Annotated in this window: 18 protein-coding genes and 1 pseudogene; 7 read left to right on the plus strand and 12 right to left on the minus strand. The window is 65.6% G+C overall.

Going from position 1 to position 25,845, the window contains the following annotated elements:
* Nucleotides 1-6: 6 nt before the first annotated feature.
* The 3 genes from VXM69_RS10215 (at nucleotide 7) to VXM69_RS10225 (ending at nucleotide 1,624) form a co-directional block, all read left to right on the plus strand.
* Nucleotides 7-537 (plus strand): chemotaxis protein CheW, encoded by a 531-nt coding sequence (locus VXM69_RS10215; protein WP_367188535.1) that lies wholly within the window; start codon nucleotides 7-9, stop codon nucleotides 535-537.
* Complete coding sequence (locus VXM69_RS10220) at nucleotides 534-971, plus strand: hypothetical protein (RefSeq protein WP_141685029.1); 438 nt, start codon at nucleotides 534-536, stop codon at nucleotides 969-971. Before VXM69_RS10215 ends, VXM69_RS10220 begins: the two co-directional genes overlap by 4 nt.
* A 383-nt stretch (nucleotides 972-1,354) precedes the next feature.
* A complete protein-coding gene (locus tag VXM69_RS10225; protein WP_034187971.1) occupies nucleotides 1,355-1,624 on the plus strand; it encodes a hypothetical protein in 270 nt (89 codons plus the stop codon).
* Between the two features lie 209 nt (nucleotides 1,625-1,833).
* On the opposite strand, the gene VXM69_RS10230 is transcribed toward VXM69_RS10225, so the two are convergent.
* On the minus strand, nucleotides 1,834-3,402 hold the full coding sequence (locus VXM69_RS10230; RefSeq protein ID WP_069704618.1) for a methyl-accepting chemotaxis protein: 1,569 nt from the start codon (nucleotides 3,400-3,402) through the stop codon (nucleotides 1,834-1,836).
* A gap of 516 nt (nucleotides 3,403-3,918) precedes the next feature.
* Here VXM69_RS10230 and VXM69_RS10235 point away from each other — a divergent pair.
* Nucleotides 3,919-4,335: a hypothetical protein gene (locus tag VXM69_RS10235; protein WP_367188536.1), complete on the plus strand. Its 417-nt coding sequence runs from the start codon at nucleotides 3,919-3,921 to the stop codon at nucleotides 4,333-4,335.
* On the opposite strand, the gene VXM69_RS10240 is transcribed toward VXM69_RS10235, so the two are convergent.
* The 8 genes from VXM69_RS10240 to VXM69_RS10275 form a co-directional block, all read right to left on the minus strand.
* On the minus strand, nucleotides 4,297-5,271 hold the full coding sequence (locus VXM69_RS10240) for an endo alpha-1,4 polygalactosaminidase (RefSeq protein WP_367188537.1): 975 nt from the start codon (nucleotides 5,269-5,271) through the stop codon (nucleotides 4,297-4,299). The genes VXM69_RS10235 and VXM69_RS10240 overlap by 39 nt on opposite strands.
* A 6-nt stretch (nucleotides 5,272-5,277) precedes the next feature.
* Nucleotides 5,278-6,651: an exopolysaccharide Pel transporter PelG gene (gene pelG / locus VXM69_RS10245; protein WP_367188538.1), complete on the minus strand. Its 1,374-nt coding sequence runs from the start codon at nucleotides 6,649-6,651 to the stop codon at nucleotides 5,278-5,280.
* Nucleotides 6,651-8,297, minus strand: coding sequence for a GT4 family glycosyltransferase PelF (pelF, locus tag VXM69_RS10250; RefSeq protein WP_367188539.1), 1,647 nt, complete (start codon nucleotides 8,295-8,297; stop codon nucleotides 6,651-6,653). Before pelF ends, pelG begins: the two co-directional genes overlap by 1 nt.
* Complete coding sequence (locus VXM69_RS10255; RefSeq protein ID WP_059556724.1) at nucleotides 8,294-9,328, minus strand: hypothetical protein; 1,035 nt, start codon at nucleotides 9,326-9,328, stop codon at nucleotides 8,294-8,296. Before VXM69_RS10255 ends, pelF begins: the two co-directional genes overlap by 4 nt.
* 64 nt (nucleotides 9,329-9,392) lie before the next feature.
* Nucleotides 9,393-10,853, minus strand: a complete 1,461-nt coding sequence (locus VXM69_RS10260) for a PelD GGDEF domain-containing protein (RefSeq protein ID WP_367188540.1) — start codon at nucleotides 10,851-10,853, stop codon at nucleotides 9,393-9,395.
* Between the two features lie 34 nt (nucleotides 10,854-10,887).
* Complete coding sequence (locus VXM69_RS10265; protein WP_080287820.1) at nucleotides 10,888-11,385, minus strand: penicillin-binding protein activator LpoB; 498 nt, start codon at nucleotides 11,383-11,385, stop codon at nucleotides 10,888-10,890.
* A gap of 171 nt (nucleotides 11,386-11,556) precedes the next feature.
* Entirely contained in the window at nucleotides 11,557-15,777 is a 4,221-nt protein-coding gene (locus VXM69_RS10270) for a tetratricopeptide repeat protein (protein ID WP_367189234.1), read from the minus strand.
* Nucleotides 15,680-18,382 carry a sugar ABC transporter gene (locus VXM69_RS10275; protein WP_367189235.1) on the minus strand — a complete coding sequence of 901 codons (2,703 nt, stop codon included), beginning with the start codon at nucleotides 18,380-18,382 and terminating at the stop codon, nucleotides 15,680-15,682. The genes VXM69_RS10270 and VXM69_RS10275 overlap by 98 nt, the downstream gene beginning before the upstream one ends.
* 306 nt (nucleotides 18,383-18,688) lie before the next feature.
* Between VXM69_RS10275 and VXM69_RS10280 the strand changes: the two genes are divergently transcribed.
* Nucleotides 18,689-19,060: a hypothetical protein gene (locus VXM69_RS10280; protein ID WP_367188541.1), complete on the plus strand. Its 372-nt coding sequence runs from the start codon at nucleotides 18,689-18,691 to the stop codon at nucleotides 19,058-19,060.
* Nucleotides 19,061-19,562: 502 nt separating this feature from the next.
* Here the strand turns inward: VXM69_RS10280 and VXM69_RS10285 are convergent.
* The 3 genes and pseudogenes from VXM69_RS10285 to VXM69_RS10295 all read right to left on the minus strand — a co-directional run.
* Nucleotides 19,563-19,931: pseudogene (locus VXM69_RS10285) on the minus strand (2Fe-2S ferredoxin); the annotation flags it as partial.
* Between the two features lie 425 nt (nucleotides 19,932-20,356).
* Nucleotides 20,357-21,451, minus strand: coding sequence for a potassium channel protein (locus VXM69_RS10290; protein WP_034187980.1), 1,095 nt, complete (start codon nucleotides 21,449-21,451; stop codon nucleotides 20,357-20,359).
* Nucleotides 21,452-21,511: 60 nt separating this feature from the next.
* Complete coding sequence (locus VXM69_RS10295) at nucleotides 21,512-22,846, minus strand: NAD(P)/FAD-dependent oxidoreductase (protein ID WP_367188542.1); 1,335 nt, start codon at nucleotides 22,844-22,846, stop codon at nucleotides 21,512-21,514.
* Between the two features lie 226 nt (nucleotides 22,847-23,072).
* Here VXM69_RS10295 and VXM69_RS10300 point away from each other — a divergent pair, with 226 nt between their 5' ends.
* Together VXM69_RS10300 and VXM69_RS10305 are read left to right on the plus strand one after the other, a co-directional pair.
* The gene (locus tag VXM69_RS10300; protein WP_034187982.1) at nucleotides 23,073-23,927 is read left to right on the plus strand and encodes a helix-turn-helix domain-containing protein; all 855 of its coding nucleotides are present in this window, start codon (nucleotides 23,073-23,075) and stop codon (nucleotides 23,925-23,927) included.
* Between the two features lie 118 nt (nucleotides 23,928-24,045).
* The gene (locus tag VXM69_RS10305) at nucleotides 24,046-25,713 is read left to right on the plus strand and encodes an ATP-dependent helicase (protein WP_175027766.1); all 1,668 of its coding nucleotides are present in this window, start codon (nucleotides 24,046-24,048) and stop codon (nucleotides 25,711-25,713) included.
* The last annotated feature ends 132 nt before the right edge of the window (nucleotides 25,714-25,845 follow it).

Here is a 25,845-nt window from a genome sequence, read left to right on the forward strand (position 1 = left end):
CATGACATGACGGAAGCAGTTGAAATCGCGGAGAGCATACCCGTACGCGAAAGCGCCGGCGACGCGACCAAGCAGGTATTTGTCGCTTTCGTGCTCGGCGACGACGAATACGGCATCGATATCATGAGTGTCCGCGAAATTCGCCCCTATGTAGAACCGACGCCCGCCGCCGATGCGCCGCCGTTCGTCAAAGGCACGATCAACCTGCGCGGCCTCGTCATGCCGATCGTCGACCTGCGCACGACGTTCTCGCTGGACCCGATCAGCGACACCGTACCGACCGCCATCATCGTACTCGACGGTGCGGAACAGGCGATCGGTTTGATCGTCGACTCGGTGAGCGGCGTGGTCGATATCGATCTCTCCGCTCGCCGCCCCGCGCCGGAGGTCGGGACCGCGATGCAAACGGAATGCGTCACGGGCCTCGCCATCCATGAAGGGGACGACGGCGAACAAATGCTGACCCTGCTCGACATCGATCGACTGATGGAAACGATCGATGTCGGCGCGCGCCGGAACCGGCCGAGCGAAGCTTGATCGACATTCAACCGATGACGAAGGACACGCAACGGCCGCCGGTATGGCGGCCCATCGAGTTTTTGCCGATCCTGTTTTATCTGGTCGACATTCAAGTGGACGAAGCGCGGGCGACCTTCGACAAATTGACCCGGCACACGACGGAAGGACGCATGGCCGATCCTGCGATGCGCGAGCGAGTCACGCATTACTACATCGGGCAACGGAAGCTGTTGCCGATTCAATACGAGCAATTCATGCGTTGGCAATGGGAAGCCACGACTACGGAACAACGGGAAATGCTCAGGCGGATCGGCGAGCGCGCCGACCACCTCGCCGCGCTGTACGATTCGATCATCGCGTGGCTCGACGAATCGTCCCGGGCAACATCCGGCGTCAAGCAGCCGAACGATTCGTCGACGTTCGCCCGACCTCGATTCGAGCCATCGCCATGATGGTTATGCGCACTGGCTTTGCGTCAACCCGCCGTGCGAATGAACGGTATCGGCGATGTAACCGGTATCGCCTCCCTTTCCAAACTATTTCGGTTGATTGACGACAATAAAACAATACCCACATCAACCTCGATCGGCGTCTAATTCGTTGACGCCGGTGTATCGATTGATTGACACATCTGATTGTTCGCTGTTGGGAGTGCCTTTGTCCGGCATAGGCCTTGACGTGGCACGTCGCTTGCATGTTTCGCGCGAACAGGAAGCGGCCCATGCAACGGTGGACGTAGTCGAAAGCGGACCGGATAGCGCGGCATGCTCGCCTGACCGTCACGCTGCCCCTATGCGCGGCGACATACCGTATGGTCTTCAAACAGGTGCCAAGGATGAACATGCTACCGATCGAGAGCACGCTGCCCGTTTTGACGGATGCGGGCACGCTGCAATTTTCCGCTTATGGATTCGGTTGGGGATATCGCTCGTTTTCGTTATTGCGCGAGACCGTCCGCACCTGCCTCGGCGCCCGGGATACGAGCGAACAGCAGATTCGGCTGGCCTTCGAACTGAATCGGCATCGGATCCTTCGCGCGGTTGGACCGTTCTCGGCGATACCGTATCAAGGCGAGACGATTCCCGTTCCGGTCGAGAACCTGTAGAAAGCTTGCGCAGACATTCATCCACGCTTGAAGAGGGGCGAAACGACATGCGGGCATGACGTGGTCGCCACACGGAAGCGCGATACGGCCGGCGCTCGGTTCACCGAACATCCTGCGACAAACTGCCTCGATCCACGAAAGCATCGCCACGCGAGCGACTCGGCGCCTCGCGCATCGACTTCGAGTGGAGCACCGGGATTCGGGGGGCGTCAGTGCGCGAGCGCGCGACCGATCCTGAATACCCCGACCACCTCGCGCAGCGTGGTCGCCTGCTGCGCCATCGCCTGCGCGGCCGCCGATGCCTGCTCCACGAGCGCCGCGTTCTGCTGCGTGACCGAGTCCATCTGGCCCACGGCGACGTTGACCTGCTCGATACCCGTTCCCTGTTCGTCCGACGCCGATGCGATTTCATTCATGATGTCGGTCACTCGCCGCACGGACTGCACGATCTCCGACATGGTGGCGCCCGCGCGTTCGACCTGCTGCGACCCTTGGGCCACGCTTTCCACCGAACCCGTGATGAGATCCTTGACTTCCTTGGCCGCGTTCGCGCTGCGTTGCGCCAACGTGCGCACTTCGCCGGCCACCACCGCAAATCCGCGCCCCTGCTCGCCCGCACGCGCGGCCTCGACTGCCGCATTCAGCGCGAGGATGTTCGTCTGGAACGCAATCCCCTCGATCACGGCGATGATTTCGGCAACCTTGCCCGAACTGCTCGAAATGGCGCGCATGGAGTCGACCACCTGGTTCACCACTTCGCCGCCGCGCATCGCGACCTCGCACGCGCTGCCCGCGAGCGCATTCGCCTGCCGGGCGTTTTCCGTATTCTGACGAACCGTCGCGGTCAACTGCTCCATGCTGGCCGCCGTTTCCTCGAGCGAAGCCGCCTGCTCCTCCGTTCGCTGCGAGAGATCCAGGTTACCTTGCGCGATTTCGCCAGCCGAAGTCGTGATCGATTCCGCGGTCGACTGGATTTCCGACACGATGCCGCTCAGTTGCCGCCGCATCGATTCGAGCGACGCCATCAGGCTGCCGCGATCGTTCGGCGCGACCGGCACAGGTGCTTCGAGATTGCCTTCGGCAATACGCCCGGCCACGACCGCGGCGTCGGCGGGCTCGCCCCCCAGCGACCGCATGATTCCGCGCGTGATGACGGTTCCCAGCACGATCGAGAGGACGACGGTGATGACGCCTGCTGCCGCCAGCGTCAACTTGGTCAACGCAGTCAAGCTAGCCACTTCCCCTGAGCGCTGATCGAGCAGCGACTGCTCGGCCTCGTTCAGCTCGGCGGCCACGGCTCGATAGCGATCCATGAACTGCTTGTCGTTGCCCTGCTTGAAGTAGTCGATCAGCACGTTGGCCGGCTGCGTACCGGCATTGACGTCACGCCGCATCGCGATCAGCTTGTCATCGATCTCCGCCACCTTCCGATGCATGTCGCGCAGTGTCTCGAGACGACGCTGCTGCGCCGCGTTGTCCGCGGTGAGGCCGCGAACGACATCGAGCGACGCGGCGAACTGCTTGACGCCTGCCTTGTAGGGCTCCAGAAACCGGTCATCCCCCGAGGCCACGTAGCCGCGCACGCCCGTCTCCATGTTGACCATGCTGGTCAGCATGTCGTCGTTCGCTCGCAAGACCTGGTAACTATGAACGTTCCAGCCGTTCGCCTGATTCAGCTTCAGAAAATTGACGATCGAGATCGCGCTGCCGATCAACGATATAAGTACGACGATACCGAATGCAACGCCCAGCTTCCTGCCGACTGTCATGGAGCCCATGCTTGCTTCCCCCCGTGTGTTGTTGTTCGTTATGTCGGCACGCAGGCAAACTTCCTGTAACTCATGCATTCCTCGCCTGAGGAAACCTTTCGCGAGATGGTCGGATATATCGGTCGGCTTGCCCTGACACGCCTGCGCCTCAGGTGACTATCCGTCCTCGCAAACGATCACGGGCGTATTATCTTTTTATCGATTGCCGCGAAAAACGTCGCGTCGGCCGTGATGAAAATGCAGGACGCCCTCGTCACTGGGGAAACGGGAAACGGGAAACGGCAGCGCGGCCGCATCGTCGCGTACCGCGACGAGTACGGATTTCCATACATCGGTGTCACGAACCGTTGACACATGGGTTTCAGCCCTGCCGGCCAACCCTTGCCTGATCGAGCGGACCCGATGGCATACCGATTGCATGTATTGCGCGGTCGATGTCCAGCCAGTGGCTCAATACCGGCGCGCGCAGCGTGGGGGACTCTCGACACAGATCGACAAAACAGTCATCCCGGCGGATTTCCAACGATGAACGACACCACGCGACAAGCGCCGGCATGGCGACCGATCCGGTTTTTGCCGACCTTCCTTTATTTGTTCGACGCTCAACTGGACGAAGCGCGTGGGATACAGGTCAAACTGACCACGCACAAAATGGAGCCGCACGTGCTGGACGGCGCGATGCTTGGACGAATCCGGCATTACTACGCCCGGCAACGAAAAACGTTACCGATTCAAGACGAGCAGTTCATGCGCTGGCAAGCAGAGGCCACGACCGCCGAGCAGCGAGAAATGCTTGCTCGCGTCAGTGTGCACGCAGACGAACTCTCCGGGCTGTTCAATTCGATCATTGCGGCAATCGACGCGCTGTCTCGAGATACGCTCGACAGCAGTAGGCCGAATGCGTCAATCTCCGCCGAACCTCGCGTCGCGGCATCGCCATGATGCCGTCGCATCGGGGCCCGTGCCGACGGTGCGCAACGCTCCGTCCGTCACATACGGAATGAGACCCGTCGCGCGAATCTTCGCGGCGATCGTGTCGCGGCACGCCGCGTCTTCCGGCGGGCAATAGTCGATCGAGACCACCGGTAGCGCATAGCGCGCTTCAATCGCCTTTGCTTGCGCGAGCAACCAGTCGCGATCCGCCGCGGGGACGGCGCCGTAACGCCGGTTGCGCTGATCCCAGTTGCCGAACAGCGATTCGAATGCAACCGCGGCGATCGCGTCATGCACCTTCGGCAAGATCTCGAAGCCGCGGTTCAGGATCAGTTGCGCAGTCGGATAGCGCGATTTCACGGCGTGGATCACGGCGACCAGGCCAGCCTCCTGCTTCGCGCGCGCCGCTTCCGTCTTCGCGACGAGCTGGTACGAATCCAGCGTGTCGAAAAAGAAGCCTCGGTACCCACGCGCCCACAGCGGCGCGATCACCTGTTCGACGAAAAACGACGGCCACCCCTGCGCCGACTGATCGACGACCGCCGACGCCCATGTCGTATTACGCCCGAACAACCACCGTTTCGGCATCCTGCGCGCATAGTCGCGCTCCTGCGTGACTTCGCCGACGCTCACATAGGCGAACCACGCGGGGCGTTGCATGTCTTGCGCACGTGGATCGAAGCCGCTGTCGGGTTCGACGACAACGACATCGAACTTCTCCAGCTGGCGAACCGGCACGTCGTTGCCGTAGAAGAACGCGACGGAATGCGCACGCATCGCATCGGCCGGATCGCACGCGTCAGGCGACGATACGGGCGGTGCGGGTTGCGCATAGCCTGCCCGCCCGCACAGCGCACCCAAGATGACGACTGCGATGGCAGCCGCGGCCGACGCCAGCGCCATCATCGGCCGCCCGTGCGGCCGACGGATTCGGAATGAAAACATATCTCCTCAATGACGCAACATATAGGTTTCGTATTCGAGGCGGCCGAACTTGCGGTCGAGCAGCAGGACCGCCGCGACATCGAGAACGAGCAGCGCAAGCGCGAAGCCATAGCCGTATGCATCCGGCGTCATCCATAGCGTGATGCCGGTCAGCACGCCGTTGAGCGCGACAAAAGCCGTCGACAGCGCCACGACCAGCCGGCGCGCGTCGAGATAGAAGAATACGTTCAGCAAACCCAGCAGCAGCACCTGCAGACTCGCGGCGATCACGTCGACGAGCAGAAGCGGAAGGTACAGCGTCGAGATATGCAGGGCCGCCAGCAGCCAGTGACCGAATGCGACGATCAGCACCAGCACGGCGGCCTGCACCTTGATGATTTCATACAGTCCGGCGCGCACGCTGCCGACCATCATGTCGCGCATGTCGTTGATGTGCCGCAGCGTCGCACCGCTGCGCACGGCTTCGTAGAACCCATCGTAATACTCGACGAAGTCCGCCTCGATGCGTACCAGGAACGTCGCCATCCCGGGCATCACGCAAACGTACGCGATGAACACGGGTATGTCGTAGATCACCGATGCACGCAACGGCCCGATCACCTGTGCACCCGTGCCCGGTGCATACCAGAACATGAACTTGTCGAGCCATACGCCGAGATTGAACAGCAGTCCGACAAGCGCGAGCGTCGGATACGCGAAGCGCCGGTCGAGCATCTCGAACGAGACGAAGCGATCGCTGCGGTAGTTTCGGTAGATCAACCCCGAAAGCCCGGTAAGCAAGACGAGATGCCCGGCGACGAAACCGCCGAGCAGGCCGCAAATGCCCTGCCGGTTCAGCATCAGCGCGAACGCGACCGTGCAGCCGTATCCGACCAGGAATACCGCGAGAATCTGCCGGTACTGTTTCACGCTGGACAAAAAGATCACCGCGATCCAGATATTGCTGACGATGACGAATCCCGCGACCATCAGCAGCCGATACAGCAGCGGCTCGCCGCGAAATCCCGACGCCACCGCGATGAAGCCGGCACATCCCGATGCCGCCGTGGCAATCAGCGCCACACCGTTATAGTTCGACAGCACGAGATCGTCGCGCTTCTCGAACAGCCGGTCGGAGATGAAGCGCGTGAACGACAATTGCAGCGGGCCGGTCAGAATCAGACTGCACGCGATCAGGTAAGTCACCGACACCTGAAACTGGACGATCGCATATTTGGGTATCACGAACGCGACGCTCATCACGCCGATGATCAGAATTCCGAATATCGACAGAATCAGCGGCCCGGAGCTGATCAGCCCCGCATACGCGTATGCGCGTGCGACGCCGAAGAGCGTCTGTTGCCGCAGGATCTTGCGCAACTCGAAGCCGATGCCGGCCATCAGCGGCCCTCCTTGCGCGAGCCGGATGCAACCACGCCCGCACCTGCATGGTGTACCGGGCAGCCGGCTTCGAACGGCCGCCCGCGGCGCATCCGGTCGGGGGCGATCGCGAGCGCATCGTACAACGCCCGATACCGGTCGATCATCTGTGCACGCGTGTAGAAGCGTCGGACGCGGGAGAGGCCGGCTTGCTGCGCGGCCTGCCAGCGCTGCGCGTCGCCGAGCAGGTCGAGCGCCGCCTGCGCGAACGCGGCCGGATTCGCGATCGGCACGACCGCGCCGGCGGGCCCGAACGCGCGGTCATCCTCTCCGAGCCCTTCGATCAGTTGCCGGCACGACCCGACGTCCGTGGTAATCGACGGCACGCCGGCCGCGAAGCCTTCGAGCACGACGAGCGGGAGCGCCTCGCTGATCGAGGTCAGCGCGATCACGTCGACTTTCGGCAAAATGTCGTGCATCCGCTGGAAGCCGAGAAAGCGCACCGTCGTCGCGAGCCCGAGGCTCTGCGCGAGCGCCCGGCATTCCAGCGCGTACGCGGGATCCTCTTCTTCCGGCCCGACGATCCAGCCTTCGATTTCCGGCATCGTCCGCGATGCGATGAACATCGCGCGGACGAACGTCTTGATGTCCTTGATCGGCACCACGCGGCCGATCAGCGCGACGACGCGGCGCGGGCCGCCGTCCCGCTTGTCCAGCAGCGGCGCGAAGCCGTCCACGTCGACGCCGTTCGGAATGTTGCGCGTCCGGGCGGCATCGGCGCCGTCGGCGATCTGACGGTGCCGATTGGCCTCGTAGAGCGCGACGATCTCGTCGGCCGCGTCGTAGGCGAGCTTGCCGAGTGCTTCGAAGAAACGCACCCACAGCGCGCGAAAATAGCTGATCGCCGATACGTCCCGCTCGAACGCACCCCGGTTGTCGCGGATCCACTCGCTTTGCAGCAGATCGATCTTGCGTTCCTTGGTATAGATACCGTGCTCGGAAACGAGTAGCGGCCGGCCCGTGCGGTAATGCAACAGCGCACCGAGAAAGCCCGCATAACCCGTCGATACGGTGTGATAGACGCGCGCCGGCGGCAGTCCGCGTGCGATCCGCGCAAGCTGCCACAGCGGCTTGTGCATGATCCGTACCGTCCAGAAGTAGTCGGTGAAGGACGGGTCCGTGCAGTAGCGGCGATAACGCTCGACGATGAAGTCCCACGCCGCGCGGCTGGTGGAAAACTGCCGCTCGTTCAGCGGTCCGTCGTCGTCGATCAGTTGGACCAGGTCAGCCATCAGCGCAGCCGGATTCGCCACGACGCCGTCCGCATCCCGCCCGCGCCACGCATCGTGCAGCGCAGCCGAACGCCTGAACGCTTCGGCGTCGCCGGGAATCTCCCGTGCGCTGCCCGTATCGGCGGGCACGTCGCCATACAGATAATGGGACTCGAAGTGGACGACGTTGTCGGGCAATGCGTACGCGGCGCCATGATAGTCGTCTTCCCGGCTGCCGATGAACACGATCGCGAAGTGCTTGTGCGGGTAGGCACGAATCATCTCGTTGACCCAGCTCGATACGCCGCCTCGCACATACGGGAACGTGCCCTCGAGCAGCAGGCAAACGTCGATCGCGGTCGACGGACCGGCACGGCGGTGAATGGACGGTTTCATGACGACCAGTAACGAACGACGGGATTGAGAACGGGCAGCGCGGCCGCGTTGCCGAGCGACGCGAGCAGTTCGGCCGTGCGCGGATACTCGCCACGCAGGAATGCAGCCTCGGCAAGCCACGGCACGAGACGCTCGCGCGGAAAGCCCCATTCGAGCGCACGGCTCATGTATTGCACGGCCGCGTCCGCGTCGCCGGTCGCGAGTGCGAGGCGGCCGCGAACGAGCCACATCGCCGCGTCGCCTGCGTCGATCGCGAGCGCGGCCTGCGCGTGGCGGTCGGCCTGTTCGCGCGTGTGCCCGTGCACCGCACCGAGCACGAGATTCTGATAGACCAGCTCGAAGTACAGCTCGGCAAGCCGGCGATGATTCGCCTGGCGCGTTGCATCGTCGTCGGCGGCATCGAGCGTCTGCTGCGCACGGAAGATGTTCTGCGCGATCTCGTTCTCGGCGCGGTCGAGCGTGCCGTATGCGATGAGCCGCACGTCTTCGAGAGGATCGGCGAGCAGATCGCGCAGCAGCGTGCCGGTCGTGCGCGTCGGCATGCTCTGGATCGCAACCAGCGCGGAGAGCCGATCCGACGCGGCCACCCGCGTATTCACGAGACGCGCCTGCAGACGCGCACCGCCGCCGTGCGAGACGCGCGACACGAGATAGGTGACGAACTCGGGCAAAGGCACGTCGGCGTATGCGTCGTCGCCCTGCTTCGCGGGCCAGCAAGCCGCCCACGCACAGCTGGCCAGCACGACGAGGCCGCCGCCGACCGGCACGAACGTACAGGCGAGCCAGAGCGCCGCGAGCGTCCCGTTGCGTTGAGTTCGGTAACGTTGCGGCAGCAACTGCCGGTACAGCACCGCCTGCGCCGCGCCGCCTGCCACCATCGCCCCGAACACGGGCCACAGGGGGTCAACCGACGGTGCCAGGACGGTCATCGCCGCCCCCACCCGGGCGGACCCGCCGAACTGCACGAGCACGGCATACTGCAGCGCCGCGACGATCGCAATGCCGACGCACGACGCGAGTGCGGCCAGCATCGACGCCGGCGGCACGCGCAACGCGCGCCGCTCGAGACCGGGCGCCCGCGAACCGGATCGCGGCCTAGACATGAACGCCGCATCCCTTCAGCAGGCGCTGCAATGCCGCCCCCGGTTCGAGGCTGCCCAGATGCAGCGTATGCACGCCGATCCGCGCGCCTTCGAGATCGAGACCGAACTGCGCCGCGAAGCTCGCCTCGATGCGCGCGAGATAACCGTCGACGCCGGCCGTATCGGTCGCCGGCATCAGGTTCACGAGCACCGATTGCGTCGGCGTCTTCAGCGGCCATATGAGATCGAGCGAACGGCGCCCGCGCATCACGTGCTCGAACAGCGAATCGTCCGCCTCGTCGTGCTGGAACACGAGCGCGACCAGCGACGACGCGATCCCCGACTCGCGCTGCAGGCGCGTCAGACGCGCGATGTCGAGTGCGAATTCGTACGGGCATGCCGGTACTGCCGCCACCACGTCGCGCACGCACGCCGCATGCTCGACGCCGTCCGCGTAAAAGCCGAGCAGCACCAGCAGCAGTTGCAGATTATCGAAGTTCAGCGACAGAAACGGCATGCGCTTGATCGCGAGCAACGCGATCAGGCGACCGTCGGCGCACACGACCGGCGCGGCGACCAGCAGCGCCGTATTCGGCGCCACGTCGCCGCCGCTCTTCGGATGGGCGATGCATTTCGTCTCGAGCGTGCGGGCCACGAGGCCGTCGCGCGGGTCGAAATCAAATGCATCGCCGAGCCGCGCAACCGGTTCGCACACGATTCTGGGCGACTGCGTCGCGCCTTCGACCGGATACAGCGCCGCCACCTCGATCTGACATGCCTGCGCGACGAATTCGAGCAGCGCGTGCGCACCGGGTAGCCGCACCGTGCTCGCCACACCCTGCGGAGGCGCATCGAATCCGTGCGCGAGCGACAGACGGCGCAGTTCGGTGATCGAATCCCGCAGCGTGGTCGGCTTCGACAGCAAATCCTTTTCCAGCCGCTCGTGCGACAGACGCATCAGGTAGTGGCTCTTCGTGATCGCGACGAGCCGGTCGTTCAGATAGTCGTTGAGCGCGTTCGCCCGAGTTGCGCGAGCGCCCCACGTGTCGCCGAAATGGCCGACGACGATCGTCTGCAGCAAGCCGCCGGCGAAGCGCTGCAGCGGCCACACTTCGCCGGCCGCGGCAGGATGCAGGTGGCCGACGCATTGCCATGCGCCGATCATCAACGCGTTCGCGAACAACCCGAGCAGCGTCCCGTAACGCAGCGCGACGACGAGCGGGCCGAACCACAGCCATGGAAAATCCGCATGCAGCAGCAGCGGATCGCTTCGGTCGAAGTGCCACGCAAGCGCGAGCACGATCAGCATGAACACGATCGTTTCCACGACCGAAATCGGCCGCGCAGCGGCCGGCGCGACGAGACGGCGTATCCTACTCAGGTGCCCGAACGGATTCGTCTGGCGCGATCGAGGCGACGCCGATGCAGGGCCGCTCCCGCCGTGAGGGTTATCGGTAGCGTTCGCGGAGCTCATGGTCGTCTTCCGGTGCAGTCGTGTCGAGCACGCATCACGAGCGCGGACGCAACGGCGCGAGCAGGCGGCCGACCAGCGCATTCGCGACGCTCGACAGGCTCGAACGGCTCCAGCCGCTGCGCGTACCCGCGGCGCTCCAGACGACCCGGCCCGACTCGACGTCGACGAGTTCGAAGGTCAGGCCGGCGACCGGCTCGCCGTCGACGCCCACCTTGTAGCGCCACTCCTCGACGGCGCCGGCCAGCACGTACTTCACGTGATGCTCGCGCGCCCACGCGAGCCGACGCTCGCCCGTGTCGCGCTGCGCGGTGTCGAACATCGCGTTGCCGTCTCCGTCGGCCGGCGCGAGACGCACGTCGGCCAGCCCGTTCGCGCGCAACACGGTCGCCGCGAGCGCCGCGGCGCTCCCGCCCGCCGCGGGCGTTTCGGTGAAGTTCGCAATCGGCGCGATCGCCACCGCATCGCTGGCCGCGAGCGTCGGCGCAGCAGTCTGGCGCATCGAGCCGCAGCCCGCGAGCACCGCCGCCGACATCGCGATCGCCGCGCCCCAACGGACGAGCCGGGCTGCCTCCGGGCAGCGCAACCATCCGGACCGTACAGCCGCTTCGTTCATCTCGTTCATCGAACCACTCCCTACTCACTTCGTTGTATGCATCATCGTGTGCGTCGTTCCGTTCGCGCCGCGCAACGACGGAAACCGGAATCAATAAAACCAGCGGTATTGCGCGCCGACCACCGTCACAGGGGTACCGAGGCGTGATACACGCTGGTGCTGGATGAACAATGCCGCGTGGTCCCCGCCGAACACCGAACCCGCCATGCCGGCATCGATGGCCGCTCCGCCGCCCTGAATCGAATCGTGCACGACGCCGACCTCGAGAAACGGCCGCCACCGATGCGTGTACCGTTCGCGCAGATCGGTCCCGAACCCCGCGAACAATCCGTATTGCGTGTACGTGGCCGGCATGAAGTTTCCGGCGGAGGCCGACCGGCTCGCGGCAGGCAGAAGCGACGAAATCAGCGTGTCCGCCCGCCCCCCCGCACCGTAAGCGCCGTGCGTGCCGACGACGCGGATCGTATAGTCCGGGTAGGCCGTACGAATTCGGTAGCTCACCTGCGCGGTCGACAGCACGCCGCTACCGAGATAGGTGCGCGCCTGGCTGTAGAAGCGGTCCATCTCGACACTGCCGGACACCGTCACGCATTCGTTCGCCTGCCAGTTTCCATCGGCGATCAGGTTGTCCTTCATCCCGCCGATGCGCAACGCCGGCAGCTCGTCGGCGACCTGATCGCGACCCGCACGTATGCCGAACCGCAGCGGTCCGTCGCGTCCGAATTCCGCGCCGAGTCCGAGCGTATAGAAGGTGTCGAGTCCTTCGCGGCGGCCCGCACTCACCGTGAACGCATCGTCGCGCGTCTGTCGACGGGCATGGACCACCAGCGAGCGGTCCGCCGACGGCACGTTGACCAGTTGCGATGCGTCCGTCGATCGCTGGAGGTCCAGCGTGGCGGTCATGCCGATCAGGTAATGCCCGGCGATCTTGCGGCTTGCCGCGATCGTCTGCTCGCTGTAATCGAGCGGACGTTCGGCGTAGGTCGTCATGCTCGCGTCGAGCGACTGCGGCCACGCGAGCGCGGTTTCGACGAAACGCCGATGCATTTCGCTGTCGTCGGGCGCGCCATCGAGGCCGTCGAACGCGAGCGTTTGTGCTTGCGCCGGCCGGTCGACGGCTTCGGCCGCATCGATACGGTCGTAGCGCGGCAGGTGCACGCCCTGATCGAGCAGACGTTCCATCGTCCCGATGTCGCCGTCGGCTAGCGCGACGGTCAATTGCGCGGACGCCGGCCGCGCGAATAGATTCGCCGCCTGCAACGCGAGCCACCGCTTCGCCAGCGGATTCGCCTCGTGCGACAGCGCCCAGCTAATCGCCACCTCCTGCGCGACCGCGGCGTACGCACGGCGGTCTTTTTCCAGCATGTCCCGTGTCGATTTCGGGCTGCCCCGCGCCGACGATTCGAGCGGCGAAAGACCGCGTGCATCGCCGAGCAAGGTACGGCGTTCGCTGATGAAATCGGCAGCCGCCGAGCCGTCCTTCAGCAGTTCGTCGAGCAGCGCGACCGCGTGGTCGGCATTCGAATATTGCGCAGCCAGATCGACGCCGCGGCTGCGCAGCTCCAGGTGCGTCTCGATGTCCTGCGACGTACGTGCCGGAACACCGCGTTGGATGGGTTGCGACGCTTGCCGCTCCTGCGTCGTCCGCCGCGGCGGCGAGGACCGTGCGTCCCGTTCCCGCGGCGTCTGCCAGGCCTCTTTCCGGCCGAATGCGCCGATCTGCAGCCACACCTTGCGACGAATCGACCACGCGAGATCCGGACGTCCTGCCATTTCCTGCGCATCGGCGTACGTGATCAGCCACAGCGGATCGTGCGACATCATCACGGCCTGACGGCGCAGATATTCGAGCGCATCGACGGGCCGGTTCAGACGGAGTTCGGCCGCGGCGTACGGTCCCCACAGCGGCGCGTCAGCCGAAGCCTTGTCGCGCCAGCGCACGAGCGCCGCATGCAACTCGGCATCCGTGCCGTAATCGACCAGCGTCCACAATAGCGCCGCATTCAGATCCACCGATGCGCCCGGCAGATCGACCGCACGCTGCAGATCGTGCAACGCGTCGAGCGGACGGCCCGCTTGCCGCTCGTACTCGGCGCGCACGCCGAGAAAACCCGGCGACGCCTCGGCTGCCTCGTGCTCCTGCGGCGTGAGGCTCGCGAGCAGCGCGTCGATGCGTTCCATCGCGCCGGCTGCGGTGTAGTAGTAAACCGCCTGCTGCAGCGCGCGCACGGTATGGTCGCGCCGGTAGTGCAGCACCGAGATGCGGCCGGCGTCGATCGGGTACGCATCGTAGAAGTACGACATGTCGGCCAGATCGTCGGGCGTTGCCGCATCGCTCGCCAGCAGATGACGATACGCGTCGTGCGCCGCGTCGTCACGTTGCAGCAGGCGCGCGAGTTCGCCGTAGTTGCGCCAGAACGCCACTTCGCCGTCCTGCGCGTAACGGCTCGCATTCGTCATTGCATCGAGTGCGCCCGCGTAGTCACCGTCGCGATACAGCACATTGGCGGTGTGCAGCGCGTAGCGCGGATTGCGCGGCTCGCGCCGTTGCAACCGACGGTAGATCGCGAGTGCCTCGTCATCGTGGCCGGCACGTTCCGCGAGCGCACCGGCGCGCTCGTCGAGCGCGTTCGCTTCACGGCCGTGCGGCAGACCGTCGAGGAACGCGATCGCGTCGTCCGGCCGCCCGAGACGCTCATACGTTGCGGTGACGGAATCGACGAGCTTGAGATCGTCGGGCGTCGCCCGTGCCGCGTACAGCAAAGCGGCCAGGTAGGCGTCGTCGTCGTCCAGCATCGGGGCGATGCGCCGAACGTTCCGCCAGCCGACGGGGTCGCCCGTTTGTCGCGCATAGTCGAGCCACGACTTCAGCGCGAGCTGCGACGCCCCGTTCCATTCGGCCACCTGTGCAAGGCGCTTGCGCCACAGCGCCGAATGCGGTTCCTTGGCGAGCTGCGCGAGCGCGACCTTCTCCGCATTGGCGGGATCGGCGGACTCCAGGAACGACTGATAGAGAAGATCGGCAATGTCCGCCCCATCGGCAGCCGGCGGCGACGGAAGTTGCACGGCTCTCGCATGATTCGATACCTGCGTCGCGTCGACGAAGCGCATCATTGCGTCGCGCCGTTGCAGCGCGACCTTCACGATGTGCGCCCGCGGTTGCGTCGGTGCGGTGACTTGCGCTTGCGCCGCATCGATGAACGGGCCATGGCCGTCATGGCCTGCCCGGAGCTGCCGCGCGACGCGACCGCGACGTGCGCCACCCCAGACCATCGGACCGTCCAGATAGGCGTACGCCTGCTGCGTCGAACCCGACCGGTGAACCGCCGGCATGGCGAGCACGCGCTCCGCGCGCCTGCTCCGATAGGCAATCCCGCCGATCCCCGCGCGCCGCGCCAACGCCTTCGCATACCGCTCGATCAGGTCCGGCCGCTGCGCCGCCCGTGCGAGATCGAGCAACGCGACAAGCGTCGGCTGATCGTCGATGAACGCGTCGTTCTGGCGCTGCGCAACCGCGATTGCATCGGCGGTCAGATTGCCGGCCTGCAGCACACGAATGCCGGCGATGAAGCAGCGACGCTGCGCGCCGAGCGTCGTCGCGTTCTGCTGACGCCGGAACCAGCTGTCGGCCGCCTCCTGGTAGTCGCCGATCTGCAACGCGTAGCGCGACACGTATCCGTCCCACTTGTCGCGATGTGCGGTGTCGCGCCGTGCGAGGCGCACATAGAACCGCAGCGCGAGCGCGGGGGCACCGACCGATGCGGCGGATTGCGCGAACCATTCGAGATCGCGATCGGACCAGTCGAGCGCGGCAGCATCGGAAATCTGCCGGCGCAGTGCGGCAAGCGCAACGGAACGGCGCGGATCGTCGGCCTGCATCTCGTTCGTGCGTTGCTGCGCGATCGCGAGCTGCAGCTTCATCGCGGCCTGCCGCAGGGGCGGGGAAGCCGCCTCGTCCATCCGTTGAACGACCCGCCCCGCATCCGCGAGCCGGCCCAGCGACACATATTGCTCACCGAGCATCGCCAGTAGCGCTTCGTCGCGCGGCCGCACTTTCAACCATGCTTCGAGATACGCCGCGCTCAGATCGCTCGGGCCGCCCACCGCGGCCATCCGCTCACGCAGCCCGTCATGAGGTGCAACCGCATAGCCAGCCAGCAGCACGACGCCTGCCAGCACCAGCACGAGCCATGGCGGCGCGATACGCGGGCGATTACCGGTCACACGCAATCTCGACCGGCTGGTAGCGCATCGGCAGACGGACGTCGGCCGCCGTTTCGAAACGGAGAACCGTTCCGTCGCGCCGTGCATCGATCGGTCGGCCCGCGATGCGCACACGGCAGCGCTGCGCGTCGGCAAGCTCGACGAACGGCTGGTAGTAGCCGCCGAACTCGAACGACATCCCGTCGGCGGTACGGTGGAAGTGCCGGACGAATCCGTTCGCTTGCGCGATGTACGGTGTCCCGCCCGGGCCATGCGATTGCGCTCCGCCGCGCAGTCCGCTCTCCGTGGCGCGCTCGAACACGACACGTGCGGCGCCGTCGGCAATATGGATATAGAGGCCGTCCGGGCCGGGCGCATAACCTGTCACGCCCTGCGATGCACGCAGGTCCGGCACGTCGTTGCGCGGCCAGTGCAACTCGCGCACGTCGCCGTTGCCGCGCACGACCCATGCGCCGCCGGCCATTTCACGCGCGACCGCGAAATCGCGCCAGTCCAGCACCTTGTGCGTGTAATCGGTGATGTAGACGGGCAGCACCGGCTGCGTCAGCACGGTCGAGTAGATCTGATCCAGCGCGCGCAGCGACGCGATCTTCGTGCCGCTGTACATGTGGTAGTACACGTCGATCGGTTTGAAGCGATACGGATGCTCCGTCATGTCGTAGGTTTCGAGTACCTGCGTGAAACCATAAAACGGGCCCTGCCAGTCGTTCGTGTAAACGTTCTCGTCCTGGTCCGGCGCGTATACCTGGTAAGCGCCCGGCCCTTTGTCGATGCCGAGCGGCGCGATATGGGTCCAGCTGTTCACCGACTTGCGGATGATCGTGTCGCCGCCGTTGATGTTCTGCACGCCGGCCGCATAGGCCTTGCGCACGGCGATCGCGGGCGGCTCGCAGTCGCCCGGCCATTGCAGCACTTCGGTACGCTTGCCCGGCGGCGCGAGACGCGAGTCGATGTAGGCGATCGAGCCGGCGATCTCGCGGTCGAGATCGAACGTGTAGCCCGGGATATCCAGCGAGAACGCCGTATCGCCGCCGTTGCCGCGCTCGACGTTGTTCCGGTGGTCGACGCGTGCGCCCGTCGTCGCATCGAGGTCGGCCATCTGGAACGGATGCGAGTAGGTGTGCGAACCGATCTGCACCCACGGCAGCGCGAACATCTGCCGCGCGAGCGCCTCGAGGCGCGGCGACAGTTTCGGATACAGGCCTGTCGGCCCCACTTCGCCTTCGATGACCGACAACGTCATCGGCACTTTGTAGCGCGTGAAGATACGTCGATAGAGTGCGTCTCCCGAATAATCGGCACCGGGGAATTCCGCGCGCGACGCATAGCCGTCGCCGTCGACGTGCGTCATGAACAGGCGGCGGCCGTTCTCCGTCGTGACGCTCGGCGACGGCATCCGCACGAGACGCAGCGCGTCGGTCACGAACGAGATCGGCTGGATCGCCCAACGCGTCTGCCCGATGCCGTTCAGCGAAACGACCGTGTACGGACTCAGCGTATAGCCGCCCCACGGCGTGATCGCGGCCGCGTCGATGTTCGTGCCGGCCGCCGCGAGCCGCAACAGCACGCGGCTGCGCGAGCCGACCCGCATCCCGACGAGATCGCGCGCATCCGGCCTCGGATCGATCTCGAAGTGCATCATCGGATCGCGCGTCACGACGCTGAGCGGCGCCGTGAACGGGCCGGGTACCGGCTGCAGATCGAGCGCCGCGCCCTCTTCCTGCGCCGCGTCGAAACCGAACTGTCCCATGAAGGCGACCGGCACGTGATCCGCGATGCGCGCATCGATCCAGCGCCGCCATCTCGCCGGGTCGGCGGGCTCCGCGCCTTCGATCCAGGCGACGACGCCCGCGTAACGGTCCGGGGTGATATCGGCCGGCAGCGGCGCGTCGAGATCCGCGTATTCGACGTCGTAGCCGAGATAGTTGAGCGGCATCGCGAGGTCGCGCACGCCGCGCGTTTCGTCCACCGGCGTATCGGCGTCGCGGTTCTGCACGATCAGCACCTTGCGAGGCAGCACTTCGATCGCACCGATGCCGACGACGTCACGGCGGGCGTCCGTCACGTACGGCGTCACGCCGGTCGCGACGACCTGCGCGGCCGTCGCGCGTGCACATGCACGGTCGGTGCGCTCGCAGATCTCGATCGACAACACCGGCACGTGCGTCTCACGCATGAAAATCCGTGCCGCGTCGACGCGTGCGGCACGGTCTGCAGCGGCGACGTCGCGTACCGTACCCATATCGTCGCCGTCCACGAAACCGCGTACCAGCGGCGGACCGAGTACCGCGTAAAGCACATTCGCATGCGATTGCGCCGCACGCAGCGCATCGTGGCCGCCGACGATCAGCCGCGCGTCGGGATAGGCCGCATGAATTGCCTCACTCGATGCGATCGCCTCCGGCGTGTCGAGCAGGAAGCCGCGATAACCGCGCGCCCACAGCGGCTCGATGCGCTGCGAGACAAACGCAGCCGGCCCAAGGGCCGAGCCCGACGCGTCATGCGGTACGTGCGCGATCCAAACGGTGTGCGCGAGCGGGTGCGTTGCCGGATCGAAGCCTCGGGCCGGATCGAGCACCACCGCGTCGAACGCTTGCAGCAACGCCTCGGGCGGCTGCGCGCCGTCGAAAAACGCGACGTTCGCACGTAGTGCGCCCGACGAGGATGGAACTGCCGGGGTATCGGCCGCCATGACGTGCAGCGAAACGAACGCAAGCGCCGCGCTGCACAAGATCGCGGCCACGCTGCCGCGGACAGCGAGCACGGAGGCCGCGCTTGCTCTGGGTGGGTGATTCAATTCGTGTCGTTCCGGACGTAAAGCAATGCCGGCGCACGCCGCCCCGGCACAGCACAGCACAGGTAAGACCTAGCGGATGGTGTCGAAAGTCGACAGACGTCCGTCCATCTGCACGCGGCCGTCGCGCTCCATCGGAGCACGTGCATGCAGCAACCAAGATGAAGTGGAGGTCGTTTGCGCACTCATCGTTTGCCGACGCCCATGCCTGCGATGGCCCGCGTCCGTGATACGCGGTATCTGCAAGCGCGTGGCGATTCTGAAACCGGCGGCCTTGTCGGCAGCCAGTACGAGGGCGGCTTGAAGTGCGCCCATGCCGTGTATGTCCGAGCAATATTCGAAGCAATCCGTGCTCTCGGCCTTCGCCCCGGACGGCACCACTTCGCCTCGATAGGCGACGAAAAACAGCACGTGATTGCCAGCACACTCAAGACCCGCACCGCAAATGGCTGCAAGCGCAGCGCAATGCAGCCATTGATCGCGGAAGAGCCGATGAAACTAGCGACAAGCATCAACCCGGATGCTTTTTCCGACTTGGCCATACTTATTATTTCCCCGTTTGTTCTTCTTTTTTAAATTACCATGCCCATTGATAAATTTTATGTTCTTACATAAATTTATGTTTTGATGCGACATCGTAAAGACGACGAAGGCATTTCGACGGACATTCGCGGCGAGATCGGATGACGCCGTTGCCCAATCGAACCGGAGCCACATACCGAGATCGAAATCACCGGCGGAGTTCCTGGATTATCCCGGCCCAAGATGACCTGCGTATGGCATTCGACTCCCTCGATGCGTCGCAACAGGCGTGACGCGCACCATGGCCGCACACGTTTGCAGTGCCGCGCTGCCATGGGTACCGATTGCTTTGAATACCGAATTCGATTGCCTTACAGCCTGCCTTTAACCGCGATTTATCCACGCCGCGGCACATGCGACTGGCGTGCCTACGCGCGAGCACGCCCGCATTCGCTTCGATCGATAAAATCGCCGATCGGGCGCGATCTGGCCATCTCGTCATCGCGTATCGGGCATATCGATGCCGCTGGCGGCCCTCGGCATCACCGCGGCAACGCTACCGGCCGACACGGTCGGCCCAGCCCCGGCAGAACGCGCGGTACTTGAGCACGAGCTTGTCGTATTTGCCGTACGCACCGCAGCCGTCCGGCTTCATCCCGTTCCAGATCTTGACGTCGTACCCCGAGGCCTGCCGGGTCTGGAGCCCGAACAGCAGGTAGTCGGTCGCGCGGCGCAGGACGCCGCCCACCCTCTTGATGGAGATCAGCATGTGCATGACGTTCTTGCCGTCGCTCACCGGCGTCACGCACCGGAGCAGCTTGTACTTGACGTCTCCGTCCAGCGCGACGGTCATCACGCACCCGCCGGGGTAGCCGTCGAAGTGCAGGTTCATCTGCGACATGTTCAGGCCCAGCGCGCGCGTGACCTGCGGCGGCGACAAAAGATCTCGCATCTTGTGCCGCTCTAACCACGTCAACAGCTCTTTGCCAGCGACAGAAGCATTGCCAACGTCGATTGGGAATCGATTTGCATCGTGCAACGGCTGTACCAACGTCTCCTACATGGGAGGTGGGGCTATACAGTTGGCAATCGCTTTAACCACATCAGATATCGAGACGTAACCCGGATGTAAATGGATTGGTCAAGTTATCAAGATCGTTGAAAAACATGCTGCTTCGGACTGACGGCCGTCGAACCCGATTCGGAGGCATCGATTCCACGAGGATCTACGTAGACCGATGTCACTCCCGAATGCCTACACGACGCCTACACAATGACAAAAACGACACGCCATCTTGAAAAACAACCACAACCCATTGAATTAATTGAATTTACAGTAACAATCAATCATCAAACATCCGGATCCGGAATCCGCGCCGACTGAATCACCACCAGCGTATCGCCCGCCTCGATCCGGCACGGCGGATCCTCGTAGAACGACTGGATCTTCCCGCAGCGATCGAGCCCGACCACGATCGCGCCCGGCACGACGTTCGTCATGCAGCCGATCTCGTGCGGCAGCGCCTCGCGCTCGATCAGCGTCGCCCGCCCGCGCGTCGACAGCATGTCGTTGACGAACGGCACGATGTAGCGGCTGTGCACCGCGTCCGCGAGCAGCAGCGCGCCGATCTTCGTCGACGACACGATCACGTCCGCGCCGGCCTGCCGCAGTTGCCGCTGATACAGGTTCTCCTGGATCCGCACGACGATCTTCGTATCGGGCGCGATGCTGCGCACCGACAGCGTCAGCAGGATCGCGGTCGGATCGTCGGTCACCGAAATGATCACGGCCTTCGCCGCGCGCACCTGCGCCTGCTGCAGCAGATCCTCATGGGCGGGATCGCCGAGCAATCCCGTCACGCCGAGCGACGTCGCGGCCTCGAGCGCCTGCTGCTGCGAGTCGATCACGATGATCGTCGCCGGATCGACGCCGCTTTCCAGCAGCTCGCGCACCGCGATCGACCCCGACAGGCCGTAACCGCACACGACGATGTGATCGGACAGTTGCTTTTGCAGGCGTTTCATGCGGAATTCCTCGATGACGCGCTGGATCACGAACTGATAGGCCGTGCCCAGGAAAATGAACCAGATGACGATGCGGATCGGCACGATGAAGAACGCATCGAGCAGGCGCGCCCGCTCGGTGACGGGCACGATGTCGCCGTAGCCGACCGTCGCCACCGTCACCATCGTGAAGTACACGAGATCGGCGACGGTCATCGGCGTGCTCTTGGTCGAATCGCGCAAGCCGTCGCGATCGAGGTACAGCACGACGAACGCGAGCGTGCACAGCAGCGCGACCGCGCCGATGCGGAACAGCAGCGTGCGCCGCGGCGACGTCGCGGGACGCGTGAACAGCGTGCGCGCACGCGGCGCCTGCCACGGGTTGCGGGCGCGACGCAGGCGCATGCGCAACGAGCGGCGCTGGTCGGAGGGCGTTGCCAACGGGGATTCTCCTGAAGGATGCGGGCTCGATTCTACGACGGGAACGCGCGCACCCGGCCGTCACAGCATGCTGCGCGGCCGCACCATCGTGCCGTCGACGAAGCGCTGCGCGCGAAACGCCGACAGGTCGAGCGACGGCGCGCCCGTGTCGATCCATTCGGCGAGCAGCCGGCCGACGATCGGCCCCATCGCGAAACCGTGCCCGCAGAACCCCGTTGCGATCGCGAGCCCCGCGGGCGTGCCCGGCGCGTCGATCACCGGGATGCCGTCGGGCAGCACGTCGATCAGGCCGGCCCACGCCTCGACGATCTGCGCATCCTTCAACGCGGGGAAGATCGCCTTGAGCTTCGCGAGCGCGCGCGGCGCATGCGCGCGGTTCGGCTGCGGCTGCGGATCGCGCGGCTCGATCGGCCCGGCCGCGCCGTTGATGCGTGCAAGCCCATCGCGCCACGCCGCCGCATTCACGTGCAACCGGAATTTGTCGCGCTGCGACCAGAACTCCGGCCAGAACAGGCTCAACCCGCGCAAATGGCCGAGCGTCAGGTCCACGTCGACCTGCATGTCGTCGGCGAGGTTGATCGCGCCGTTCTTGCGCTGCCGGATGCCGAGGCCATGCCCCCACACCGTCGCCGCCGATACCGACGGCACCACGTTGGTGCGCATGCAGGTGCCGCGCACGGCCTGCTGCGGGAGCCGGATGCCGACGCCGTCGAGCAGCCGGAAGCTGGTCGCGCCGGCCGCGCAGATCACGCGCCGCGTGCGGATCGTGCCGCGCTCGGTCGCGACGCCGACGACCGCGCCGCCGGCCGTCTCGATCGCCGTCACGCCGCAGCCTTCGAAGAAACGCGCCCCGCCCTCGGTGGCGCGCGCGGCGAACGCGGCGGCCACGCGACGCGGCTCGGCCTGCCCGTCGGTCGCGGTATACAACCCGCCGAGCGTACGCGCCTGCGGCGAAAGGCCGCTGACGCGTTCGTCGATCTGCGCGCGGGTGAGCGTGCGCGTGTCGAGCCCGTGCTCACGCGCAATGGCGAGCCACGCGTTGAACGACGACCAGTCCGCTTCGTTGTCCGCAATATAAAGACAGCCGCCCTGCCGCCATTCGAGATCGAAACCGAGGGTTTCCTCTAACCCTTCCCAGATTCGCATGCCGGCCATCATCAGCAGCACCTCGGCCGACTCGCGGCCCTGCTGCCGCACGAAGCCCCAGGCGCGTGTCGACTGCTGCCCGGCGATGCGCGACTTGTCGAGCACGACGGCCTTCAACCCGCGCAGGCTCAGGTAATACGCGGCGGCGCAGCCCATGATGCCGGCGCCGGCGATCACGACGTCGGCTTCGGCCGGAAACGCCGTTTCGGCGCGGGTCAGGGCATCGTGCAGCGGATAGGTTGTCGTCATTGCTTCCTGTCAAGCGTTAATCCATACGAGATGAGGGGGCGCGGCGGTAACGTCGTGACACACCTTTCACACAAACGCACCTTACGCGACACTGAATGACGACCATTTTGCGGTAAAGTTATCTTTTCCGCGCGTGGCCGGTCGGCTCGCCATTGGACGTCATGAAGACTGTCCGTCGAGACTGCCGCAAGGCGTCGTTCTGAACGTCACGATCCGTTCCCGTAGCATGACCACTGAAGCAATCACCACGGATTCCCTCGCGGTTGCCGAGCGCGTGCGCGAGCTGATGACCCGCAACGGCATCGGCAAGCGCCAGCAGACCACCGAGCTGTGCCGCATCCTCGACCTGAGTTTCTCGCAAGGCCATCGCAAACTGCGCGGCAGCAGCCCCTGGACGCTCGCACAGATCAAGAAAGTCGCCGAAGCGTACGGCGAACCCGCCGCGCAGCTGTTCGGCGCGCAAACGCTCGACCCCGGCATGGTCGGCGCCTATTCGCAGGAGGCCGTCCTGTATGCGGGCGTCGCCGAGATTCCGTGCACCGCATGGATCGGCGCGCCGCTCGAGGCCGGTGCGCGCCCCGAGTTCGTCGCGTACGAACAGAACGGCCGCTGGCGCGTGCTGCGCCACACCGGCGTGCTGTATCAAAACGCGTACGACGTGCACAAGATCGAAATCTATCCGCGCCGCGCGGAGAGCGACAAGCTCGTCGTCGCGGTGATCGACCCCGACCGCGTGAGCGCGACCGAGCTATGCCGCTACCTCGAACGGCAGGGTTTCTCGACGGCCTCGTTCGACGGCCTCGCGCCGTTCGTCGACGCGCTGCAGGGCCAGGCGTTCGACGCCGTGCTGACCGAATGGCTGTTCGACGACAGCACGGCCGCCACCGCGATCAAGGCCGTGCGCACGTCCGACAACCCGGGCGCGCCGATTTTCGTGCTGACGGGCGACCTGCTCACCGGCCGCGCGAGCGAGGCCGACATCAGCGAAGTGATCCGCGCGTTCGACGTCGTCTGCTACGAAAAACCCGCGCGCATGGCGATTCTCAGCGCCGATCTCGCGAAACGGCTCGCGCGCGGATAACCTCCGCCCGGCCGCCCTTCGAGCGGCCAACGCACGCGCGGCGCCGCGGGCATGAACAGGTTCATCAGTACAATAGCCGCACCTGTTCACGCCCACGCCGGCATCCGCCGCCCACGCCATGGCCCGCCTCATCCCCGACGACTGGAAAAGCCTCGCCGCGACCGGCGCGGCCGAACGCGAGCGCGAAACGCTCGCCGCGCTCGAACACGCGCTGCCCGACAGCTACACCGTGTATCACGGCGTCCACTGGACGCGCGCCGACCAGGCGTTCTCGGTATTCGGCGAAGCGGCGTTCGTCGTCGTGAGCCCGGCCGGCCGCGTGCTGCTGATCGAGCAGAAGGCCGGCTTCCTGCGCGAAACGCCCAAGGGGCTCGTGAAGGTCTACCTGCAGAAAGAGCGCAATGTCCCGATCCAGCTTGCGCGCACGCAGGAGACGCTGCACCGGCGCCTGACGGCCGCGCTCGGCGCGGGCGTCTACGGCGTCGAGGCGCTGCTGTACTGCCCCGACTACTCGATCCGCGATGCGTCGATCGCGGGCGTCCCGGCCGACCGTATCGTCGACGCATCGCGCAAGGCCCAGCTCGCGCACGTGATCCTGCAGATCCTGCCCGAGGACGACGAGCCCTTTCCGAACGCGCCGAAACTCCACCATTTCCTCGCGGACGAACTCGCGCTCACGCCCGACACGAGCGCGCTCGTCGGGCAGGCCGGCACGCTCGTCACGCGGCTGTCGGGCGGGCTCGCCGCGTGGGCGCGCCAGCTCGAATTCGCGCCGTTCCGGCTGCGCGTCACCGGTACGGCCGGCTCGGGCAAGACGCAGCTCGCGGTGCAGGCGATGCGCGACGCCGTCGCGGCCGGCAAGCGCGTGCTGTACGTGTGCTTCAACCGGCCGCTCGCCGACTACATCGCGCGCATCGCGCCGCCCGGCGCGAAGATCGCGAACTACCACCAGCTGTGCGACTGGGTCGCGCGCGACGGCGGTTATACGCCCGACTTCCAGGCGCCCGGCGAATTCGAGCGGCTCGAAGCGCGTTTCGCGGAAGCGCCGATTCCCGAGCGTTGGCGCTTCGACGTGCTGGTCGTCGACGAAGGGCAGGATTTCCACGCGCCGTGGGCGGCCGCACTGGAGCGCTTGCTGGCGCCGGACGGCGCATGGTGGTGGCTGGAGGATCCGCTGCAGAATCTGTACATGCGCGAGCCCGTCGCACTGCCCGGCTGGGTCACGCTGAAGGCGCTGACGAACTACCGCAGCCCGCGCGACCTGCTCGAATTCGTGCGCGACGTCGTCGGCCGCGTCGAGCCGCTCGCGGCCGAGCTGCGCTCGGGCAGCCCGTTCGACGGTTCGGATCCGTCGGTATCGGCATACGGGGAACCAGGCGCGTCGGCCGACGCATTGGCGGAAGCCTGTATCGACGCGACCAAGCGTGCGGTCACGCAGGCGCTGTCACTCGGCTTCCGCAAGCAGGACATCGCGGTACTGTCGTATCGCGGCCGCGAAGGCTCGGTGCTCGCGCCGCTCGACCAGCTCGGCCCGCACCGGATCAAGAGCTTCACCGGCAAGTACGACCTGTTCGGCAACCCCGAATATCGCGAAGGCGACGTGCTGCTCGATTCGATCTATCGCTTCAAGGGCCAGTCGGCGCCGTGCGTGATCCTCACCGAGGTCGACTTCGACACGCTCGACGCGCGTGCCGCGCGCAAGCTGTTCGTCGGCGCGACGCGGGCGACGATGAAGCTGCTGATCGTCGCGTCGTCGCGCGCGGCCGCGCAACTCGCGGCGGGATAACGCGGCGGGACGGCGCGCCCGGCTTGGGGACGATCTCCGACATGACGGTCGCCGACACAATCGGGCACATTTCTTCCTGCTTCGCCCTCTTGCCCCCCCGCGTTTCGCCCTGTTTCGGCCACTGATGATGGT

The organism is Burkholderia sp. Ed8, from assembly GCF_040761425.1.
Classification (GTDB): Bacteria; Pseudomonadota; Gammaproteobacteria; order Burkholderiales; family Burkholderiaceae; genus Burkholderia; species Burkholderia seminalis.